The sequence below is a fragment of the Nocardia sp. NPDC046763 genome (assembly GCF_040645495.1).
In the GTDB taxonomy this organism is placed as follows: domain Bacteria; phylum Actinomycetota; class Actinomycetes; order Mycobacteriales; family Mycobacteriaceae; genus Nocardia.
Genome location: NZ_JBEYYI010000004.1, coordinates 395,425 through 414,923, shown reverse-complemented (window position 1 = coordinate 414,923; position 19,499 = coordinate 395,425). Strand labels below are relative to the sequence as shown.

Genomic DNA, 19,499 nt, shown 5'->3' with positions numbered 1-19,499 from the left:
CGAAATGCGTTCCCGGGCCTGGTTTCCGGGCCTAGGGTTGCGGACATGAAGGTCGCGATCCTGGTGAGTCGAGGAGACCGTGACCGGCCTGCTGCGCGAGTTCGGCTGGCGCGCCATCATCGACCTCGGCGATATCAGCACCGCGCGCACGGCACCGTGCCGCTGTGTGTCCGGCTCATGGGCACCGGGCACCACGGAGTTCAACTACAGGTTGGTGCGCTGAGTGTCCAGCACTTTCCGGCGTGCATCCGGGGCCTCCAGGCGCAGCGCGTCGGCGGAGGCGTCGTCGGGCTGGGTCTGGGATTCGATCTCGGCCCGGACCCGGGCGGTGTAGACCACCACCTCCCGCTCGATATCGGCCTCCGACCAGCCCAGCACCGGGGCCACCAGCCGCGCCACCTCGTCGGCGGAATCGACACCGCGGTGGGCGTATTCGATGGAGATGCGGGTGCGGCGGGCCATGATGTCGTCCAGGTGCAGGGCGGCCTCGGCGGCGGCCGCGTAGACGGCCTCCACCCGCAGGTAACCGGGTGAGTCCGTGATCGGTTGCAGCAGATCGGGTTTGCCGTCGGCGAGGCCGAGCACCTCGTCGATGAGGGAGCCGTAGCGGTTGAGCAGGTGCTGGATCCGGTACGGGTGCACGCCGTACTTCTCGGCCAGGTGCGGGGTCTGGTTCATCAGCGCGTGGTAGCCGTCCGCGCCCAGCAGCGGCACCTTCTCGGTGATGGTGGGCGGCACCCGCTGCGGAATATACTGTGCCGCTTCGTCGACCGCGTCGTAGGCCATGACCCGGTAGGTGGTGTACTTGCCGCCGGCGATGGCGACCAGGCCGGGGGCGATGCGGGCCACCGCGTGTTCCCGGGAGAGCTTGGAGGTCTGGTCGCTCTCCCCCGCCAGCAGCGGCCGCAGGCCCGCGTAGACGCCGGTGATATCGGCCTGGGTGAGCGGGGTGACCAGCACCTTGTTGACGCGTTCGAGCAGGTAGTCGATATCCGATTTGGTGGCGGCCGGGTGCGCGAGGTCGAGGTTCCAGTCGGTGTCGGTGGTGCCGATGATCCAGTGGTCGGTGTTCCAGGCGATGACGAAGAGCACGGACTTCTCGGTGCGCAGGATGAGCGAGGTATCGCTGGCGATGCGGTCGCGCGGCACCACGATGTGCACGCCCTTGGACGCGCGCACATGGAATCGGCCGCGTTGCTGGGCGAGCGCCTGGAGTTCGTCGGTCCACACACCGGTGGCATTGATGACGACATTGCCGCGCACCTCGGTGGTGCGGCCGTCCTCGGTATCGCGCACCTTGATGCCGACCACCCGGTCTGCCTCCTTCAGGAAGCCGACCACCTGCGTGGAGGTGCGGATGACCGCGCCGTAGTGGGCGGCGGTGCGGGCCACGGTCATGGTGTGGCGGGCGTCGTCGACGACGGTGTCGTAGTAGTTCACCCCGCCGGTGAGGGCGTCGCGCTTCAGGCCGGGGGCCTGCCGCAGCGCGGCCGAGCGGGTCAGATGATGCTGTCCGGGAACGGATTTCGCGCCGCCCATGGTGTCGTAGAGCACCAGGCCCGCGGTCACGTAGGGACGCTCCCAGCCGAGGTGCGTGAGCGGGTAGAGGAATTTCAGCGGCTTCACCAGGTGCGGCGCCAGTGTCGACAACGCCAGCTCGCGCTCCTTGAGAGCCTCACGGACCAGCCCGAATTCCATCATCTCCAGGTAGCGCAGACCGCCGTGGAACATCTTTGAGGAGCGGCTGGAGGTACCGGAGGCCAGGTCACGGGCCTCGACCAGCGCAACCTCCAGGCCCCGGGTGGCGGCGTCCAGCGCGATCCCAGCGCCGACCACGCCGCCGCCGATGACGATGAGGTCGAAGGTGTCCTTGCCGAGCCGCCCCCAGGCAGCCTCGCGCTGCTCGGGGCCGAGGAACTGCGATCGCGGTTGATTCGTCATGCGAGACTCCTCCGGGCTAATTTTCGGCTACCCAGCGCTACCGTAGCCCACAGTAGTAGGACCGGTCGGTTAGCCTCGATCAATGCGTCGCTATGTGGCCGCCATCGATCAGGGCACGACGTCGAGTCGGTGCATCGTCTTCGATCATCATGGCCGAATCGCCGGAGTCGCTCAGCGGGAACACGAACAGATCTTCCCGCGACCCGGATGGGTCGAACACGATCCCGAATCCATCTGGCGCAACACCGAATCGGTGATCGCCGAGGCATTGCAGAGCTGCGGCATCGGCCCCGCGGAGGTGGCGGCCGTCGGTGTCACCAATCAGCGTGAGACCACCGTGGTCTGGGAACGTGCCACCGGCAAGCCCATCCACAACGCCATCGTCTGGCAGGACACCCGCACCGCCGACCTCACCGCGGAACTCGCCGGTGATCAGGGCCCGAACCGCTACGCCGACCGCACCGGCCTGCCGCTGTCCACCTATTTCGCCGGGCCGAAACTGCGCTGGATCCTCGACACCGTGCCGGGCGCGCGGCCGCGCGCCGAGTCCGGGGAACTGTGCTTCGGCACCATGGACAGCTGGATCCTGTGGAACCTGACCGGCCTGCACATCACCGATGTCACCAATGCCTCGCGCACCATGCTGATGGATCTGCGCACGCTGCAATGGGATCCACAGATCTGCGCCGAGTTCGGCGTGCCCATGGCCGTGCTGCCCGAAATCCGCAGCAGCTCCGAGGTTTACGCGCCCATCACCACCGGCGCCCTGGCCGGCGTCCCGGTGGCCGGCATTCTCGGCGACCAGCAGGCCGCCACCTTCGGCCAGGCCTGCCTGTCCCCCGGCGACACCAAGAACACCTACGGCACCGGCAATTTCATGCTCATGAACACCGGCACCACCCCGGTCTTCAGCGAGCACGGGCTGCTCACCACCGTCTGCTATCGGCTCGGCGATCAGCCCGCGGTCTACGCCCTGGAGGGCTCCATCGCGGTCACCGGCTCGCTGGTGCAGTGGCTGCGCGACAATCTGGGCATCATCTCCGCCGCCGAGGAGATCGAACCGCTGGCCCGCACGGTCGCCGACAATGGCGGCGCGTACGTGGTTCCCGCCTTCTCCGGTCTGTTCGCCCCGCGCTGGCGGCCCGATGCGCGCGGCGTGGTGGCGGGCCTGACGCGCTTCGTCACCAAGGGTCACCTGGCCCGAGCCGTGCTGGAGGCCACCGCTTTCCAGACCCGTGAGGTCATCGACGCCATGCGCGCCGACGCCGGCGCGCAGCGCCTGGATGTCGAGAAGGTCACCCTCAAGGTCGACGGCGGCATGGTGGTCAACGAACTGCTCATGCAGTTCCAGTCCGACATCCTCGACGCCACCGTGGTCCGGCCGGTCGTCACCGAGACCACCGCCCTGGGCGCCGCCTATGCGGCCGGTCTCGCGGTGAACTACTGGTCCTCCACCGACGACATCCGCGCCAACTGGGCAGAGGACAAGCGCTGGACCCCGGCCATGCCGGCCGCCGACCGTGACCACCTCATGGGCGAGTGGAACAAGGCGGTGGAACGCACCTACAACTGGGTGTGAGACCCGGGCGCGGAAAAGCCCGGCGTGGTTGTCGCGCCGGGCTTTTCACCGTTCGGACCTACGCACAGGCATTCGGAGCTACGCGGACGCATGCGCCTTGGCCAGCCGGTCGACGGCTTCCGCGAGCGTCGCCTCATCGGAGGTGGTGAAGCACAGCCGCATCGAGTGGGTGTAATCGGTGGAGACGGCGAAGGCATTGCCGGGCACGTAGGCGACGCCCGCATCGAGTGCCCGGGACAGCAGGGCGGTGGTATCGGTGCCGTCGGTGAAGTCGACCCACACGAACATGCCGCCCGCGGCGTCGGTGCTGGAGACGCGGTCGCCGAAGCGGCCGCGCACGGCGTCGACGAGGGCCTTGGCTCGGGTGCCGTAGATCTCGCGGACCGAATCCACGTGGGCGGCAAGCCATTCGGTATCGGCGAGCAGGTCCGCGGTGATCTGCTGGGTCAGCGCCGAACCGCACAGGTCCGCACCCTGCTTGAGCAGCTCGACGGCGCGGCAGACCGGGGCGGGGGCGATCATCCAGCCCGCGCGCAGGGTGGGGGCCAGGATCTTGGAGGCGCTGGAGAGGCGGATCACGTTGGGCGAGTAGGTTGCCACCGGCGCGGGCGAGGGCCGGTCGAACCAGAGCTCGCCGTACGGGTCGTCCTCGATGATCCAGAAGCCGTACTGCTCGGCCAGATCCGCCAGCTCGCAGCGGCGTTCGGGGCTCAGCGTGACCCCGCCCGGATTGTGGAAGTTGCTGACCGTGTGGACCACGGCCGGGCGCTCCCCCGCCGCCAGCAGCTCACGCAGGGCGTCCACGCGCATGCCCTCGGAGTCCAGGGGCACGGCCACGATACGCGCCCCGGCGGCCCGGAAGACCTGCAGCGCACCGACATACGCGGGATCCTCCACCACGACCAGCGCGCCCGGATCCAGCAACACCTCCGACAGCAGCGACAGTGCCTGCTGCGAGCCGTGGGTCACAAAGATCTCCTCGACCGGGACCGCGCGGCCCAGCCGGCCGGACTCGCGGGCGGCCAGCACCTCGCGCAGCGGGCCCCAGCCCGGGGACTCGGTGTACTGGAGCCGGGAGCGGTCGGACAGTGCCGCGTCGGCGGCTACCGCGATGCGGTCGCGGGGCATGAGTTCGGCGTCCGGCAAACCTCCGGCCAAGCTGATGATGTCCGCGCGCGAGGTGAGCTTGAGCAGGTCACGAATCGCCGAGCTCTGCAGGCCGTCGAGACGCCGCGCGAGGGGTGGGAAGGTCGCGGACATGAAAACACCTCCGAAGGCAATGCCGGGGTATGCGAAATTCCACCATGTCACACGGCTACCAGGATATGAAATCCCATTCCCAAATCATGGGACGATAGGTCCACTTCGGCGCTGGTGGACCGGCCCCGGCTTCCGCAAGACGCCCAGGTCCGGCTACTCGATCGACATGATCAGGTGTTTGCCGTCACGCACCGTGGTCATGATGTGCTCCGAGTAGACATCGGTGGTGCCGTCCGCGTGATGCTCGGTGATGTCCACGTCATAGGACTCCGGGGCGACCTCGACGATCTTCAGGCAGTAGGTGGTGCCCGGTTTGAGCGGATCGATGCCCTTGTGCTGGATGACATCGGCCGGCTGGACCGTCGTCGCCTCGGGCACCACGAACGTGCGCGCCTTGGCGCCGTTGCGGTCCACGTAGAAGGCGTGCTCGAAGCCGAGGATCGCGTCGACGCTGCTGCCGGTGCCGCCCGCGCCGTTGCCGATGGTCAGCTTGCCGTCCTGCTTGGCCGGGCAGCTCAGCGCGGCGTCGGTCGCGGTGGGCGCGGCCGCTCCGGTGGTGGTGGCACCGCCCGCCGCCGTGTCGTCCTTGCCGCGGGTGACCGCGAAGACCGCGGCGCCGGCCACCGCCAGCACCAGCACCGCCGCGCCCGCGATCAGGCCGATCCGGCGCCAGGGCGGGCCCTCGGACTCCGGCTTACGCTCCGGCACAGGGGTTTTCGGCGCCAGCGCCTTGGCGATCGGATCGTCTGCCCAGGACAGCGATTCCCCTTGGGCCGCAGCGGATTCCGACGGCGGCGCGGGCGGGAAGCCGCTGGGCGCGGAGCGCCACCAGGAATCCACGGGCCCGTCCGGCTCGGCGGTCTCGTCGCCGCCCGCCGAATTTCGTTCGGCGGCCGCCGGATCAGCGCCGCGGGGCGTCGCCGCCGCGTCCGCGGCGGCCGATTGCGACCCGCCAGGCGGGATTCTCACGGTCTGTTCGATGTCGGCAGTACCCGCGGGCTGCCCGGCGCCGTCCACGGCCGGATACTGGCCCGTGGACATGCCGGTGACGGGCGGGTACTGACCGGTGACCGGCTGCCAGGTGTCGGGCGCGCGAAACTGCGGCGGCGCGCCCGCGGGCCGCCAGGCCAGATCGGGACTCTGCGGAGCGGGTGCGGGACTCCAGCTCGGGGCCTCGGCGGTGGGCGCGGGACCGAAGTCGTTCAGCGAGGGGCCGAAATCGTTGAGAGACGGCCCGAAGTCGTTGAGCGAGGGCCCGAACCCGGAATCCGGCTGCCCGGCCGATTCCGGCTGCCCGCGCTCGGATACCTGGCGGTCGGCGGATTCGTCCTTGCCCGAAGCCATCACCCGTCCTTTCGCCACAGACGCGTGGGGCGGTCGCTCCCGACCGCCCCACGCGACAACACTGCTCCTGCCGGCACCGTATCCGGTCCCCGACGGATCTGTCAGTACTGAACCGAACCGCTCAGTACTGAACCGAACCGCCCACCTGCGCGGTCACCCCGGCGACGTCGACCGATTGCGACGGCCGGTCACCCTCGGGGAGCCTACCAATCTGGGCCGCGGCCTCCAGGACGGTAGCGCCGCCCGGAAGCAGGCGGATGAAGTTCTCGGCATCGGCCTTTGCCGCATTTGCCGCGGCCGTGTCCAGCACGAACTCCATCTTCTGGTCGTTGTCGGGACCATTGCCGGCGAACGCGGTCACCTTGATCTGGTTGACCGTGGTGAAGTCCAGCGACATGCCGGCCTCACCGATGCCGCCCGGCGTGGTGTACCCGATGGTGCCGACGTAACCGTCCAGGTTGCTGAAGTGGTGGGTGTTGGCAGCCCAGCCCGGCAGCACCGCGCCGCCGTCGAGGTTGACGCCGAGCTCGGTGTGCGGGCCGGTCATCTCGACCACCGGCGCGGCCGGGGCGGTGTCCACCGCGGGCGACTGCCAGTGCGGCTGCTGCTGCGGGGTGACGGTCGGCTGGCCGGTCATGGTGTCCACGGCCGGGTCCTGGTTCGGGGTGGTGACGGCCGGCTGCGCGTTCTGGTCGTTCGGCTTCACCGGCTGGGCGCCCTGCTGACCCGGCTGGGTCTGCTGGCCCGGCTGAGCGGGCTGGTTCGGCTGCGGGGTGGTCACCGCAGGCTGGGCCTGGGTCGACTGACCCGGCACCGGCAGCGGCGCCACGCGCGGCACGGTCACACCCGGCTGCGAGGGCCGCACCGACTTGGGCTGCGCGGGCTGCGGGTCGGTGCCGGCAGGCTGCACGTTCGGATCGCTCTTGGGCGCGTTGGCGTCCGGCTTCGGGGTGGTGCCGTCCGGCTGGGTGGCGCCCTGCGGCTGGCCCGAATCCGGCTTGGCCGCACCGTTGTCCGGCGCCGGGGTGTTCGGCGTGGTCGGGGTGGTGACGCCCGGCTGGCTCTGCTGCGGCTTGGTGGTGCCCGGCTGCACGTTCTCCGGCTTGGGCGCGGGCACGACCTGTGCCTTCGCGTCCGGGGCCGGCGACTCGGTGGGCGGCTGGGTGCCGTCGGGCTGCTGCTGATCCGCCGGGACCGCGCCCGGGTCGGCGGGGGCGGCATTGGCGGGCGCGGACAGCAGCGACACCACCGCGGCCGCACCGGCCAGCGTCAGGGAGGTGCTCGCCTTGATCCGACTCGGCTTGCGGTGCTTCACGTTTCGCTCAATTCCTTCGTCCCTCGGCGGCACGATCGCTCCGGGCATCGAAGAGCCTCGCATCGGAGGGGAATTGAGAACCCCCCGTTACGTAACGCTCGCGATCGCCCTGCCGATCGCTTCCGCCGCGAACTTAATCACAAGGGAGACAAGGCAGCAAGACGGGCCGGTAACAAATGGGCCCGAAACGTGTTGCGGCTAGTCGAGATCGTCGTGCCGCATGAGCTGACGCGCGGCCTCGGTGACCGATCCGGTGAGCGACGGATACACCGAAAACGTCTGCGCCAGATCGTTCACCGTGAGGTTGTTCTGCACGGCCAGCGCGATCGGCAGGATCAGCTCGGAGGCGATAGGGGCCACGACGACACCACCGATCACCACGCCGGTGGCGGGGCGGCAGAAGATCTTCACGAAACCCCGTCGCAGGCCCGACATCTTGGCGCGCGGGTTGGTGTTCAGGGGCAGCATGACCGTGCGGGCCGGGACCTCGCCATTGTCGATGGCGGTCTGCGAGACGCCGACGGTCGCGATCTCCGGGCGCGTGAACACCGCGGAGGCAACGGTCTTCAGGCGAATCGGCTGCACGCCCTCACCCAGCGCGTGGTACATGGCGATGCGGCCCTGCATGGCGGCCACCGAGGCCAGCGGCAGCAGGCCGGTGCAGTCGCCGGCCGCGTAGACGCCGGGCGCGGTGGTCCGCGAAACCCGGTCCACCCGCAGGTATCCGCCCTTGTCCAGCTCGATCCCGAGCCGTTCCAGGCCCAGCCCGTTGGTGTTCGGAATGGAACCGACGGTCATGAGCGCGTGGGTGCCGCTGATATTGCGGCCGTCGGACAGCTTCACCACGACGCCCTCGGCGGTGCGCTCCACCGCGTCGGCGCGGGCGTGCTTGACCAGCTCCACGCCGCGCTCGGCCAGCGCATCCTCCAGCACCAGGGCGGCGTCGGCATCCTCGCCGGGCAGCACACGGTCACGACTCGAGACGAGTTTCACCTGCACGCCCATCTCGGTATAGGCGGAGACGAATTCGGCGCCGGTCACACCGGAACCGACGACCACCAGGGTCTCGGGCAGCTCCTTGAGGTCGTAGAGCTGACGCCAGTTCAGGATTCGCTCGCCGTCCGGTTCCGCGCCGGGCAGCACGCGCGGGCTGGCACCGGTGGCGATGAGCACCACCTCGGCCTCGATAACCCGCTCCTGGCCGTCGGCGAGGGTGGCCTTGACCAGGTGCGTAGCCAGACCCGGGGCCTGGTCGATGAGTTCGCCGTAACCGGACAGCACGGTCACGCCGGCGGTCTGCAGCTTGACGCGGATATCGGAGGACTGGGCCTGCGCGAGCGCCTTCACGCGGGAGTTCACCTCCGCCAGGCGCACCTGCGCCTGCGAGGGATGCACGGTGATGCCCAGGTCACGGGCGCGGCGCAGATCAGTACGCACGCCGGTGGAGGCGATGAAGGTCTTGGACGGCACGCAATCCCACAGCACGCACGCGCCACCGATGCCGTCACTGTCGATCAGCGTGACCGGCGCCCCGTGCTGTGCCGCCACCAGCGCCGCTTCATATCCGGCGGGGCCGCCACCGATGATCGCAATGCGGGTCATTGTTCCTCCGCTTTCAGGTCGGCGCCCGGGATCTCCGGTGCCGGTCTCTAACGTTATCCCCGCAGCTACCTACAGCTTTAACCGCGTCTCCGGACAATTTTCGCACTGTGGCGCATTCCATTCGGGGAGGCGGCGTGTCATGACGGGCGGGCGCGCGAACTCGCCGTCACCCCAGGCAGAACCGGCGTCGAGCGGGGCGGACGGGTCCTCCGGCGACTCCGCGGCAATCGATCGGGCCCGCGCGAACCGCCTTGTGATCGGGATCGGGGATGGTCTTCCGGGTTTGTTCGATAGGCTTTCCTGGTGCCGATTTACGCCGCCTATGGGTCCAACATGGATCCCGAGCAGATGCTCAAGCGCTGTCCGCACTCCCCGGTGTACGGAACCGGCTGGTTGGAGGGGTGGCGACTCACCTTCGCCGGGGACGACATCGGCTGGGAGGGACCGCTGGCGACGGTGGTCGAAGAGGCCGGGCAACGGGTCTTCGTGGTGCTCTACGACGTTCCCGGCGAGGACGAGCTGAGTCTCGACCGCTGGGAGGGGTCGGACTTCGGCATCCACAAGAAGATCCGCCTGCGCGTCACCCCGAACGCGGGCACCGGCAGCGAGCCGGTGCTGGCCTGGCTCTACGTCCTGGACGCCTACGAGGGCGGGCTGCCCTCCGCGCGCTACCTGGGCGTGATCGCCGACGCCGCCGAGAAGGCCGGTGCGCCAAACGATTACACGCACGCGCTACGCACCCGCAACAGCAAGAACGTCGGCCCCGGCACCTTCGGGCCGTAGGACGCGCGGCGCATCGGACGCGGTACGGACGGACCAGCGGGGCCGGGGCCGGAACATTCGGCACGGCACCGCTGTTACGGGAACCGGAAACGATCGTCGAACCGCCGAGAGAGAGCAGCCGATGCCCGCCACCCCTGTGCCCGCCCCGATCGCCGAATTCCTGTCCCGCCCCAATCCGGCGATCTTCGCCTCGAATCGCCCGGACGGCCAGCCGGTTTCGGTCGCCACCTGGTATCTGTACGAGAACGGCCGAATCCTGGTGAACCTGGCGGACTTCCGCAAGCGCCTGGACTACCTGCGCGAGGATCCCCGCATCAGCCTCACCGTTCTCGACGGTGACAATTGGTACAGCCACGTCAGCATCCAGGGCCGCATCGTCTCCATCGAGAACGACCCCGACTCCTCGGTCATCGACCGCATCGCCCAGCACTACGTCGGCAGCGACTACCCGGTCCGCGACCAGAAGCGCGTCTCCGCCTGGATCGAGATCGACCGCTGGCACGCCTGGGGCGACATCGCCAACAAGGTGAAGTAGTTCCGCCGACAAGGCGAGGCAGTTCCCCGAAACGTGAAGCCGGGCCGCACTTTCCAGTGCGGCCCGGCTTTGTTGTCGCTGGGTCAGCGGGCGTTCAGCACGATGTTGGTGAAGACCCGGACACCGGTGGCGAGGGCGCGCTCGTCGAGGTCGAAGGTGGGCTGGTGCAGGTCGAGTTGCTCGCCCTGACCGGACCAGACGCCGAGGCGGGCCATGGCTCCGGGGACCTCCTCCAGATACCAGGAGAAGTCCTCGCCGCCGCCGGACTGCGGGGTGTCGGCGAGGGCGTCGGGGTCGAGACCGCGGATAGCGTCCTCGAACATGCGTACGGACTGCTCGTCATTGACCACCGGCGGCACGCCGCGCTTGTAGTTGAGCTGGTAGCGGACGCCGGTGGGAGCCAGCAGGCCCTCGACGATCTCGCGGACCATGGGCTCGAGCAGCGACCAGGTGGCGTGATCGCCGGTGCGGACGGTGCCGGTGAGCATGCCGGTCTGCGGAATCGCGTTGGGCGCCTTGCCCGCCGATACCGCGCCCCACACCATGACCGTGCTGGTGCGTGGGTCGATGCGGCGGGAGAGCAGGCCGGGCAGGCCCGTGATGACCGTGCCGATGGCATAGACCAGGTCGCTGGTCAGGTGCGGGCGGGAGGTGTGGCCGCCGGGCGAGTCCAGCACCAGCTCGACGGTGTCGGCGGCCGAGGTGATCGGGCCGACCCGGATACCGACCCGGCCCACCTCCAGCCGCGGGTCGCAGTGCAGCGCGAACATGCGCGAGACGTCCTCCATGGCGCCCGCGGCGACCATGTCGACGGCGCCGCCGGGCATGACCTCCTCGGCGTGCTGGAACACCAGCCGCACGCCGACCGGCAGGTCCTCGATCTCGGCCAGCGCCAGCGCGGTGCCGAGCAGAATCGTGGTGTGCGCGTCGTGCCCGCAGGCGTGCGAGACGCCCGGCACGGTGGAGGCGAACGGCAGCCCCGTGTACTCCTGCAACGGCAGCGCGTCCATGTCGGCGCGCAGGCCGATGCGCGGGCCGTCGGGGCCGATGTCACAGATCAGGCCGGTGCCGCTCGGTAGCTTGCGCGGCTCGAGCCCGGCCTTGACCAGCCATGACTCCACGAATTCGGTGGTGCCGAACTCGGTTCGGGACAGCTCCGGGTTGGCGTGGATATGGCGACGCCACGACGTGAGGTCGTCCATGTGCTCCGCGAGCCACGACTCCACTATCTCGTGCCCGGTCGCCGGTTCCATCGCGGCGCCGGCCGGCGTCTGCGTGTTGTTCACGCACGACGCCGCCAGTGGTCCGTTGACGCGCGCCGCGGACCGGCCGGTTGTGCTCACCGAATGTCCTCCTGTCGCTGAAACTGCCGTTGTATGACTCGTTCCGACAACCTGTCCCTGTGCAATTTGTCGCCTGCGATATGTATCGCGGTGCGAGCCAGTGCCGTTGCCCCGTCCAGGACGGCGCGATCGGCCGACGCGTTCACGGCGGCGGCCGCGAACGCGGGCTGGTGGGTCACCGCGCCGCCCGCATCGATGCCGATGACCGGGTGGATACCGGCGATGACATTGGTGACATTGCCCATATCGGTGCTGCCCAGCGGCCGTGCCGCCTCGAACTCCGGGGCGATGGGCTCGCGGCCGAGTGCGGTGATCTGCTCGCGATAGGCGCACAGTATCGCGCTATCGGGAGTGAGCTCGGTGTATGTCGGCGCAAGCTTCCGGATTTCATGTGTGCATCCGGTCGCCAGGGCACCTGCCTCGAAACATGCCGATGCTCGTTGCATCAGATCATCGAGGGTCGCGGAGTCGACCGCCCGTAGGTAATACAGCAGTTCCGCGTGTCCGGGCACGATATTGGGGGCGACGCCGCCCGACCCGACTATACCGTGGAGTTGCTGCCCGGGCAGGAGATGTTGCCGCAGCAAACCTAGAGCAACTTGTGCGACGGTGACGGCATCGAGGGCATTTCGCCCGTACTGCGGCGCGGCGCTGGCATGCGATTCCCGGCCGTGGAAAACCACCGACAAATCCGCGAGGGCCAGCGAATGCGCACCGGCGATATCCTCCGGGCCCGGGTGCACCATCATGGCCATGGCGACATCGTCGAAGACGCCGCGCTCGAGCATGAGCACCTTGCCGCCGCCGGACTCCTCGGCGGGCGTGCCCAGCACCTTCACCGTGATGCCGCAGGCGTCGGCGACCGCGGCCAGGCCCAGTGCCGCGCCGACCCCGGCGGCGGCGATGATGTTGTGGCCGCAGGCGTGGCCGATTTCGGGGAGGGCGTCATACTCGGCACAAATTCCGACTACCAGGTCTCCGCTGCCGTATTCGGCGGTGAATGCGGTCGGCAGTTCCGCCACGCCGGATTCGATACGAAATCCGCGTTCCCGCAACGGCTCGATTGTCTTTGCGACGCTGCGGAATTCCTCGAAGGCCAGCTCGGGTTCCGCATGAATGTCGTGGGAGAGTGCGATCAGCTGATCGCGGTACCCGGCGACGGCCGCATCGGCCGCGGCGAGCAGGGCCGGATCCGCCGATGCCACGGCAGCATTCGAGGACGGCACGGACGAGTCGTGCCGACCGATCGGTACGCAAGATCTTCGGTCATCGCCGTTGCGCGATGGTGACATCCCAACAGTCTCGCACTGCCGCGCAACTCTGTCGCAGCAGGTAAGCCGGAAAATTTCCGACAGAGTGCGGGACACGCAGAAATCATCGCGGCACGCTCAGAAATCGGGGGTTCGAGGGCGAACCCCTGAACCCCCGCAAAGCAGAAGGATCGGACCCTTACGGATTGAAGGCCAGATTCTCCGGGGTCGTCTCCACGGCCAGCCCGGCCAGCGCCTGCTGGTGCAGCGCGCGCTTGATGACCGGGAGGTTCGGCTTGCGGTTGCCCTTGAGCATGTCGGCGCGCGCGACCGCGGTGGCGAGCAACACGTCCGCATCCGCCTTGGCGTCCACGATGCCCGCGGCCATGGCGTCATCGGCGGCGTAGCGGCGGCCGGTGGTCATGGCCTCGACCGCGACCTGGTTGACCAGGCGGTTGGTGAGCAGCGCGTTCATGGCGACGGTGAACGGCATGCCCAGGTGTACCTCGGGCAGGCACCAGAAGCCGCGGTCGGCGCGCATGACCCGGAAGTCGCAGGAGGTGGCGAGCATGGCGCCGGCGCCGAAGGCGTGGCCGTTCACCGCGGCGACCGTGGGCAGGCCGAAGGCCAGCAGGCGGCTGTAGAGCGAGTGCACGCGGTCGAGGTACCAGCAGTTCTTGTCGAAGTTGCCGAACAGCCAGTCGGTGTCGAGACCGTTGGAGAAGAACTTGCCGTCTGCGGTGACAACCAGGGCGGCCGGGCCCTCGGACGCCTCGACCTCGTCGAGCAGCGCGTGGACCTCGGTGATCCAGTCGGGGTGGAAGCGGTTCTCGCTGTCGGTGGCCTGACCCTCGGTCCCGAGGTACAGCACGAACACATCCCCATCACGCTTCAAATACGGCATGGGCAGAGGGTAACGCTCCCAACAGGTGTTTCTACTCGCGGGTAGCAACCAGGCAGGTTCGCGGCCCGGCTCGATTCTGGACTGACGGAGCGGGGGAGCGAAGCGGAGGAGCGGAGGAGGGAAGAATCGAGCTTGCAGGGCCGCGAACAGCCGGAGCGAAGCGGAGGCAATTAAAGGCGGAGGCAATCAAACAGAGCTAGGGTGGGCGACATGCTAGCCGAGAAGGCCACGGGCGGGGTTTCCGAACTAGCCGCCGAAGCCATTGCGCAACGAACGGGAGTGCAGCAGCACCGGATTGCCGTGGTGCTCGGGTCCGGCTGGCAGGAAGCTGCCGCCGAGATCGGCGAACCGGCCGTCTCCATTCCGATGGCCGAGGTGCCGGGGTTCGGATCGCCCACGGCCCAGGGGCATCAGGGCACCATTCATTCCGTCACGGTCGGTGACGCGCCGGTGCTGCTACTCATGGGCCGCCAGCATCTCTACGAGGGCCACACGCCCGGCCAGGTCGTGCACAATGTGCGCACCGCGCTGGCCGCGGGCGCGCAGACCGTACTGCTCACCAATGCCGCGGGCGGGATTCGCGACGGGCTGTCGGTCGGCGAGCCGGTGCTCATCTCAGACCACATCAACCTGACCGGGCGCACCCCCATCGAGGGCGCGAACTTCGTCGACCTGGTCGATGCCTGGGATCCCGCATTGCGGGCGCTGGCAAAGGAAATCGACCCCAGCCTGGCCGAGGGCGTGTACGCGGGCCTGACCGGGCCGCAGTACGAGACCCCCGCCGAGATCCGCATGCTCCGCACCATGGGCGCCGACCTGGTCGGCATGTCCACCGTGCTGGAGGCCATCGCCTGCCGCGAGGGCGGGGCCAAGGTGCTCGGCATCTCGCTGGTCACCAACCTGGCCGCCGGGGTCACCGGCGCGCACCTCTCGCACGCGGAGGTGCTGGCCGAAGGCCACGCCGCCGCACCGCGATTGGGCAAACTGCTGCGCGGCGTGCTGGAACGCCTCTAGGCGCGCGGGGATGCTGCGCTTCGGAACCGCCGGACTGCGCGGTCCGCTCCAGGACGGCCCGGACGGCATGAACGTGGACACCGTCTCGCGGGCCTCCGCCGGTATCGCCGCCTGGCTGCGCGACCGCTGCCTGGGCGGCGGACTGGTGATCGTGGGCCGCGATGCCCGGTACGGCTCCGCCGAATTCGCCGCCGCGACGGCGGAAGTCTTTGCGGCGGCCGGTTTCTCGGTGCTGATGCTCCCCCGTCCGCTGCCGACACCGGTGGTGGCCTTCGCGGTCCGTGAACTGAAAGCCGTTGCCGGAGTGCAGATAACCGCCTCCCACAACCCCGCCACCGACAATGGATACAAGGTCTACCTCGACGGCGGCTCCCAGCTCATCCCGCCCGCCGACGCCGAGATCGAGCGCTGCATCGACGCCGTCACCGGCCAGATCCCCCGCACCGATCCCGGTCCGACCGCCCCGGACCCGAGCATTCTCGGACTACCCGCGGACACCCCCGTCGAAGAGCTGGGCGAGGAGATCGTCCGCCGCTATCTGGCCCGAGTCACCCTGCTGCCCACCCTGATCGGCGGCGAGTCCGCGACCCGGCGGCGCAGTGAGATTCGGATCGCGCTGACCGCAATGCACGGGGTCGGCGGGGAATTGGCGGTGGCCGCGCTGCGGGGGGCTGGGTTCTCCGAGGTGCTGGTGGTCACCGAGCAGTTCGCGCCGGATCCGGATTTTCCGACGGTCGCGTTTCCGAATCCCGAGGAGCCCGGGGCGGCGGATCTGCTGCTGGGGCTGGCCGAACGGCTGGACGCGGATATCGCCATCGCGCTGGATCCGGATGCGGATCGGTGTGCGCTCGGGGTGCGGGGACCGCACGGGTGGCGGATGCTGCGGGGCGACGAAACCGGGGTGCTGCTGGGCGATTTCGTGCTGCGGACGGCCGCGCCGGACTCCCTGGTGGCCACGACCATCGTGTCGTCGCGGCTGTTGAGCAAGCTGGCTCCGGCGCGCGGGGCGCGGTACGCGGAGACACTGACAGGGTTCAAGTGGCTGGCCCGGGCGGGTGCGGGCCTGGTGTACGCGTACGAGGAGGCGATCGGCCACTGCGTGGACCCGGCCGCGGTACGCGACAAGGACGGTATCTCCGCGGCGGTCGTCGCGGCGGATCTGGTGGCGCAGGTGAAGGCGGAGGGGCGGACGCTCTTCGACGTCCTCGACGACTTCGCGGTCGAATTCGGTGTGCACGCCGGGGATCAGGTGTCGCTGCGGCTGCCGGATGTGAGCGAGGCGGCGGCCGTGGTTGCCCGGCTGCGCGAGCTGCCGCCGACCGAGATCGCCGGGGAAGCGGTGAGCTGCACCGATATGGCGCGGCTGCGCGGGCAGATGCGTACCGACGCACTGGTTTTCGAGGGACCGACGCTGCGCGTCGTGGTTCGGCCGTCCGGTACCGAGCCGAAGCTCAAGTGCTATCTGGAGACGTTCGTGCCCGTGGCCGATCGGAACGGACTTCCGACCGCCGAGGCCGCTGCGGCGCAGCGGCTCTCCGAGATCCGGATGTTCTGCGAGAAGCTCTGAACCCGAGAGTGGTTCAGCGCGGGCCGAATTGACGGTCGCCGGCGTCGCCGAGACCGGGGACGATGTAGGCGTCGGAGTTGAGGCCGCGGTCCACCGAGGCGGTGACCAGGCGCACGGCGTGACCCGACTTCTCCAGGGCGGCAATGCCTTCCGGTGCGGCGACCACGCACAGCACGGTGATGTCGCGGGCATTGCGGGTGGCCAGCAGGTCCAGGGTGTAGACCATGGAGCCGCCGGTGGCGAGCATGGGGTCGAGCACCATGACCGAGGTGCTGGACAGGTCGTCAGGTAGCGACTCCATGTACGGGGTCGGCTGATGCGTCTCCTCGTCGCGGGCCAGGCCGACGAACCCGATCCGAGCGTCCGGAATCAGGTTCGCCGCGGTCTCCACCATGCCCAGCCCCGCGCGCAGCACCGGAACCAGCAATGGCGGAGCATTCAGCCGCGTCCCCTCCGCGGCGGCCACCGGCGTGGCGATCGGGAATCGCTCCACCGGGGCTTCCCGCATGGCCTCATAGACCAGAATCACGGTCAGGTCCCGGAGCGCGGCCCGGAATGTCGGATTGGTCGTCCGGGCATCTCGCATGGTGGTCAGCAAAGCGGCAGCGAGCGGATGGTCCACGACGAGTGTGCGCATACGAAAACCATAGGTCAGCACCGTCGTCCACGATCCCCGCCCACCGGAATTCTTCCGCCCCGGGAACCGCCCGGCCCCGCCCCGCGTCCAACCCCGTGCAGCACACATCCATCCCGTGACCGGCATGAAGGGGGCATTCATGGACCGCATCTCGATCCATCCCGACGGACTCACCGCCTACGCGACGACCACCGCCGACCTCGCCGCAGATCTCGCGGCCGCCGCCGCGCATGCCGCCACCGCCGCCCCCGAACTACTCGTGCCCGCGTTCGGCCTCATCGGCGCCGACTTCCTCACCGCCTACGCCGCGGCGCACGGCGCCCACGTGACCACTCTCGACGAGGTCTCGACCATCCTCGCCGCCATGAGCGCCACCACCGCCACCGCCACGGTCGCCTACACCGACCACGACAGCGCGTATGCCGCCACGCTGGGCACCGCCGGTGCGGAGTTGAGCGCATGACGCCCGCACCCGAGATCCGCTGGGCGGCAAGGCGGCGCGGCGGGGCGGATCGAAAGAGGTTGCAGTGCGGGAGGACTCGGACGGGAGTGGGCGGATGAGCGCGGAGGCGGTCGGAGCGCTGGCGGAGCCGATGGTCGAGCTGCTGCGGAGCTTCGGGTCCGGGCGGGGCGGGACCGCCGAGGTGCTGCGGGAGACGGCCGCTGCAGTGGACCAGGTTCAGGCCGAGAGCCGGGCGACTGTCGACCGGATGTATGAGGAGTGGCGGGGGCGGGCCGGTGATGCGGCCGTGGACGAGGCGCTGCGGGTGCAGACCTCGGCCGCAATGGCATCGGAGCGGGGGCGCGGCATGGCGGTGGTCGTGGAGCGGGCGGATGCGGAGGTCGCCGCCGGGCGGCGGGAGGTGGAGGAGATTCTGCGGTCGTTCACGGCGGAGGTCGAGGCCATGGGTGCGGCCGGGTTCACCGCGGGTGGGGTCACCGCGCTGGTGGAGTCGGCGATCGATCACATCGGGCGGGCCATGCGGGTGGTCGAGCGGGTGCGGGCCGAACTGGATTCGGAGGCTGCGGCTATGCGGGATTTGGCGCGACCTGTCCCGGCGCCCGGCCAGGTGACGCCCGCGCCGGCCGAGCCGGGCGATGCGGTGGTCGTGCCGGCGGCGAGCGTACCGACGGACGGTGGTGCGGCGCAGGCCGGAACGAGCCTCGCGGCCGCCGGGGGCGCGGTCGCGGCGGCCGGGGACACACTGCTCGGGTCCGCGCTCTCACCGGGCGGCCCGCACACCGGCCCGGCATCGGTGACGACACCGAAGACGCCTGATCACGGCCATGATTCGGCGGTCACACGGCCGCAAGGGAATGGGGTGGCGGTGACGCTGCCGGATGGGAGCACCGTAGAAGCGCCGAATCAGCGGGCGGCGGATGCGGTTCGGAATGCGTTGAGCGCGGTGGGGACACCGTATGTGTGGGGTGGGGAGACGCCCGGGGCGGGGATGGATTGCAGTGGACTGACGCAGTGGGCCTATGCGCAGGCGGGTGTTTCGCTGCCGCGAATGGCTCAGGAGCAGGGCTACGGGCACCAGCAGGTCGGTCCAGGGGACTTGATGCCCGGAGATCTTGCGGTGTGGGACGGCCACGTCGCGATGGTGATCGGGAACGGGCAGCTGGTCGAAGCGGGTGATCCGGTTCAGGTCGGGCCGATCCGGACCGAGAACAGCGGGATGCGGTTCCTCGGTTTCTATCGGCCCACCGCCTAGGTTCTATCGGCCCACAGCTCGAGCATTCGGGCCACGAACAGGCATTTCGAAGGAGACAGGATGACGCGACCACAGGTTCCGGCGGTGACTGTCGCCGCGGCCGCCAATCGATCCGGCACAGTGGCGGTGCGCGCCACCGATCAGGGGATGCCGGTGGAGATCCGGTTCGAGCGCGGTGAATACCGGTACGGCGCACCGGCTCTCGCCGCCGAGATTCTGCGGCTCACCCAGCGCTCGGCGATCGTGGCCCGGTCGCGGCGGCGCGAACAGCTGGCCGAGGTGGGCGTCCCGGAGGCGATGCTGGACCGGCTGGGCCTGCCCACCCGGCAGGCCGCGGTGGACGAGCTGGATCGGCTCGACAACGCCGATACCGGACAGACCAGTTGGCTGCGGAACCGATGAGCGCTGAGATGGACGCCCTGGTCAAGGGCGTCAGCGACAAGCTGGAAGCGCTCGAGGCCACGCTGCACGGGCTGTCCCGGATTCGCGGCCGCCGCACATCCCAGGACGGTTCGGTCACCGCCGAAGTCGATGGCGACGGCGCGCTGACCGGGCTGTGGCTGGCCGAGTCGGTGACCTCGCACGCTCCCGCCGAGGTGTCGCGGCTGATCCTCCGGGTGTGCCAGCAGGCGGCCGCCGAGGCGACCGCGCAGCGCTCCCGAATCATTGCCCGATTGAACGACTCACTGTCCGGCTGAGACGCCTCGAGA

19 protein-coding genes are annotated in these 19,499 nt (G+C 69.4%); 10 read left to right on the top strand and 9 right to left on the bottom strand.

Going from position 1 to position 19,499, the window contains the following annotated elements; all coding sequences use genetic code 11:
- The first annotated feature begins 79 nt into the window (after positions 1 to 79).
- Positions 80 to 223 (top strand): hypothetical protein, encoded by a 144-nt coding sequence (locus tag ABZ909_RS09275; protein ID WP_356997254.1) that lies wholly within the window; start codon positions 80 to 82, stop codon positions 221 to 223.
- On the opposite strand, the gene glpD is transcribed toward ABZ909_RS09275, so the two are convergent.
- A complete protein-coding gene (glpD, locus tag ABZ909_RS09270) occupies positions 205 to 1,941 on the bottom strand; it encodes a glycerol-3-phosphate dehydrogenase (RefSeq protein WP_356997253.1) in 1,737 nt (578 codons plus the stop codon). The two genes, ABZ909_RS09275 and glpD, sit on opposite strands and share 19 nt — an antisense overlap.
- An 82-nt stretch (positions 1,942 to 2,023) precedes the next feature.
- On the opposite strand from glpD, the gene glpK reads away from it, so the two are divergent.
- Positions 2,024 to 3,520, top strand: a complete 1,497-nt coding sequence (gene glpK, locus ABZ909_RS09265) for a glycerol kinase GlpK (protein ID WP_356997252.1) — start codon at positions 2,024 to 2,026, stop codon at positions 3,518 to 3,520.
- A 78-nt stretch (positions 3,521 to 3,598) separates the two neighbouring features.
- Here the strand turns inward: glpK and ABZ909_RS09260 are convergent, their stop codons facing one another.
- The 4 genes from ABZ909_RS09260 to ABZ909_RS09245 all read right to left on the bottom strand — a co-directional run bounded on the left by ABZ909_RS09260 (position 3,599) and on the right by ABZ909_RS09245 (position 9,041).
- Positions 3,599 to 4,780: a PLP-dependent aminotransferase family protein gene (locus tag ABZ909_RS09260; protein WP_356997250.1), complete on the bottom strand. Its 1,182-nt coding sequence runs from the start codon at positions 4,778 to 4,780 to the stop codon at positions 3,599 to 3,601.
- 153 nt (positions 4,781 to 4,933) lie between these two features.
- Positions 4,934 to 6,124 (bottom strand): hypothetical protein, encoded by a 1,191-nt coding sequence (locus ABZ909_RS09255; RefSeq protein WP_356997248.1) that lies wholly within the window; start codon positions 6,122 to 6,124, stop codon positions 4,934 to 4,936.
- A 121-nt stretch (positions 6,125 to 6,245) separates the two neighbouring features.
- Positions 6,246 to 7,439: a hypothetical protein gene (locus tag ABZ909_RS09250; protein ID WP_356997247.1), complete on the bottom strand. Its 1,194-nt coding sequence runs from the start codon at positions 7,437 to 7,439 to the stop codon at positions 6,246 to 6,248.
- Between the two features lie 198 nt (positions 7,440 to 7,637).
- Positions 7,638 to 9,041: an NAD(P)H-quinone dehydrogenase gene (locus ABZ909_RS09245; RefSeq protein ID WP_356997246.1), complete on the bottom strand. Its 1,404-nt coding sequence runs from the start codon at positions 9,039 to 9,041 to the stop codon at positions 7,638 to 7,640.
- 303 nt (positions 9,042 to 9,344) lie between these two features.
- Here ABZ909_RS09245 and ABZ909_RS09240 point away from each other — a divergent pair, with 303 nt between their 5' ends.
- Both ABZ909_RS09240 and ABZ909_RS09235 read left to right on the top strand, forming a co-directional pair.
- Positions 9,345 to 9,824: a gamma-glutamylcyclotransferase gene (locus tag ABZ909_RS09240; RefSeq protein WP_356997244.1), complete on the top strand. Its 480-nt coding sequence runs from the start codon at positions 9,345 to 9,347 to the stop codon at positions 9,822 to 9,824.
- A 121-nt stretch (positions 9,825 to 9,945) separates the two neighbouring features.
- Positions 9,946 to 10,359, top strand: a complete 414-nt coding sequence (locus ABZ909_RS09235) for a PPOX class F420-dependent oxidoreductase (RefSeq protein WP_356997242.1) — start codon at positions 9,946 to 9,948, stop codon at positions 10,357 to 10,359.
- 83 nt (positions 10,360 to 10,442) lie between these two features.
- On the opposite strand, the gene ABZ909_RS09230 is transcribed toward ABZ909_RS09235, so the two are convergent.
- From ABZ909_RS09230 to ABZ909_RS09220, 3 genes are all read right to left on the bottom strand, one after another.
- Positions 10,443 to 11,612: a M20 family metallopeptidase gene (locus ABZ909_RS09230; protein WP_356997325.1), complete on the bottom strand. Its 1,170-nt coding sequence runs from the start codon at positions 11,610 to 11,612 to the stop codon at positions 10,443 to 10,445.
- Positions 11,613 to 11,698: 86 nt separating this feature from the next.
- The gene (locus ABZ909_RS09225) at positions 11,699 to 12,907 is read right to left on the bottom strand and encodes a M20 family metallopeptidase (RefSeq protein ID WP_356997241.1); all 1,209 of its coding nucleotides are present in this window, start codon (positions 12,905 to 12,907) and stop codon (positions 11,699 to 11,701) included.
- 244 nt (positions 12,908 to 13,151) lie between these two features.
- On the bottom strand, positions 13,152 to 13,856 hold the full coding sequence (locus tag ABZ909_RS09220; protein ID WP_356997240.1) for an enoyl-CoA hydratase/isomerase family protein: 705 nt from the start codon (positions 13,854 to 13,856) through the stop codon (positions 13,152 to 13,154).
- 210 nt (positions 13,857 to 14,066) lie between these two features.
- On the opposite strand from ABZ909_RS09220, the gene ABZ909_RS09215 reads away from it, so the two are divergent.
- Positions 14,067 to 14,870 carry a purine-nucleoside phosphorylase gene (locus ABZ909_RS09215; protein ID WP_356997238.1) on the top strand — a complete coding sequence of 268 codons (804 nt, stop codon included), beginning with the start codon at positions 14,067 to 14,069 and terminating at the stop codon, positions 14,868 to 14,870.
- A 10-nt stretch (positions 14,871 to 14,880) separates the two neighbouring features.
- Positions 14,881 to 16,437, top strand: a complete 1,557-nt coding sequence (locus ABZ909_RS09210; RefSeq protein ID WP_356997236.1) for a phospho-sugar mutase — start codon at positions 14,881 to 14,883, stop codon at positions 16,435 to 16,437.
- Between the two features lie 13 nt (positions 16,438 to 16,450).
- On the opposite strand, the gene upp is transcribed toward ABZ909_RS09210, so the two are convergent.
- Positions 16,451 to 17,074, bottom strand: a complete 624-nt coding sequence (gene upp, locus ABZ909_RS09205; protein ID WP_356997235.1) for a uracil phosphoribosyltransferase — start codon at positions 17,072 to 17,074, stop codon at positions 16,451 to 16,453.
- A gap of 124 nt (positions 17,075 to 17,198) precedes the next feature.
- Here upp and ABZ909_RS09200 point away from each other — a divergent pair, with 124 nt between their 5' ends.
- The 4 genes from ABZ909_RS09200 (at position 17,199) to ABZ909_RS09185 (ending at position 19,487) form a co-directional block, all read left to right on the top strand.
- Positions 17,199 to 17,537: a type VII secretion target gene (locus tag ABZ909_RS09200; protein WP_356997234.1), complete on the top strand. Its 339-nt coding sequence runs from the start codon at positions 17,199 to 17,201 to the stop codon at positions 17,535 to 17,537.
- 94 nt (positions 17,538 to 17,631) lie between these two features.
- Positions 17,632 to 18,789: an NlpC/P60 family protein gene (locus tag ABZ909_RS09195; protein WP_356997233.1), complete on the top strand. Its 1,158-nt coding sequence runs from the start codon at positions 17,632 to 17,634 to the stop codon at positions 18,787 to 18,789.
- Between the two features lie 60 nt (positions 18,790 to 18,849).
- Positions 18,850 to 19,191 carry a hypothetical protein gene (locus ABZ909_RS09190; RefSeq protein WP_356997232.1) on the top strand — a complete coding sequence of 114 codons (342 nt, stop codon included), beginning with the start codon at positions 18,850 to 18,852 and terminating at the stop codon, positions 19,189 to 19,191.
- Positions 19,188 to 19,487, top strand: coding sequence for a YbaB/EbfC family nucleoid-associated protein (locus tag ABZ909_RS09185; RefSeq protein WP_356997231.1), 300 nt, complete (start codon positions 19,188 to 19,190; stop codon positions 19,485 to 19,487). Before ABZ909_RS09190 ends, ABZ909_RS09185 begins: the two co-directional genes overlap by 4 nt.
- The last annotated feature ends 12 nt before the right edge of the window (positions 19,488 to 19,499 follow it).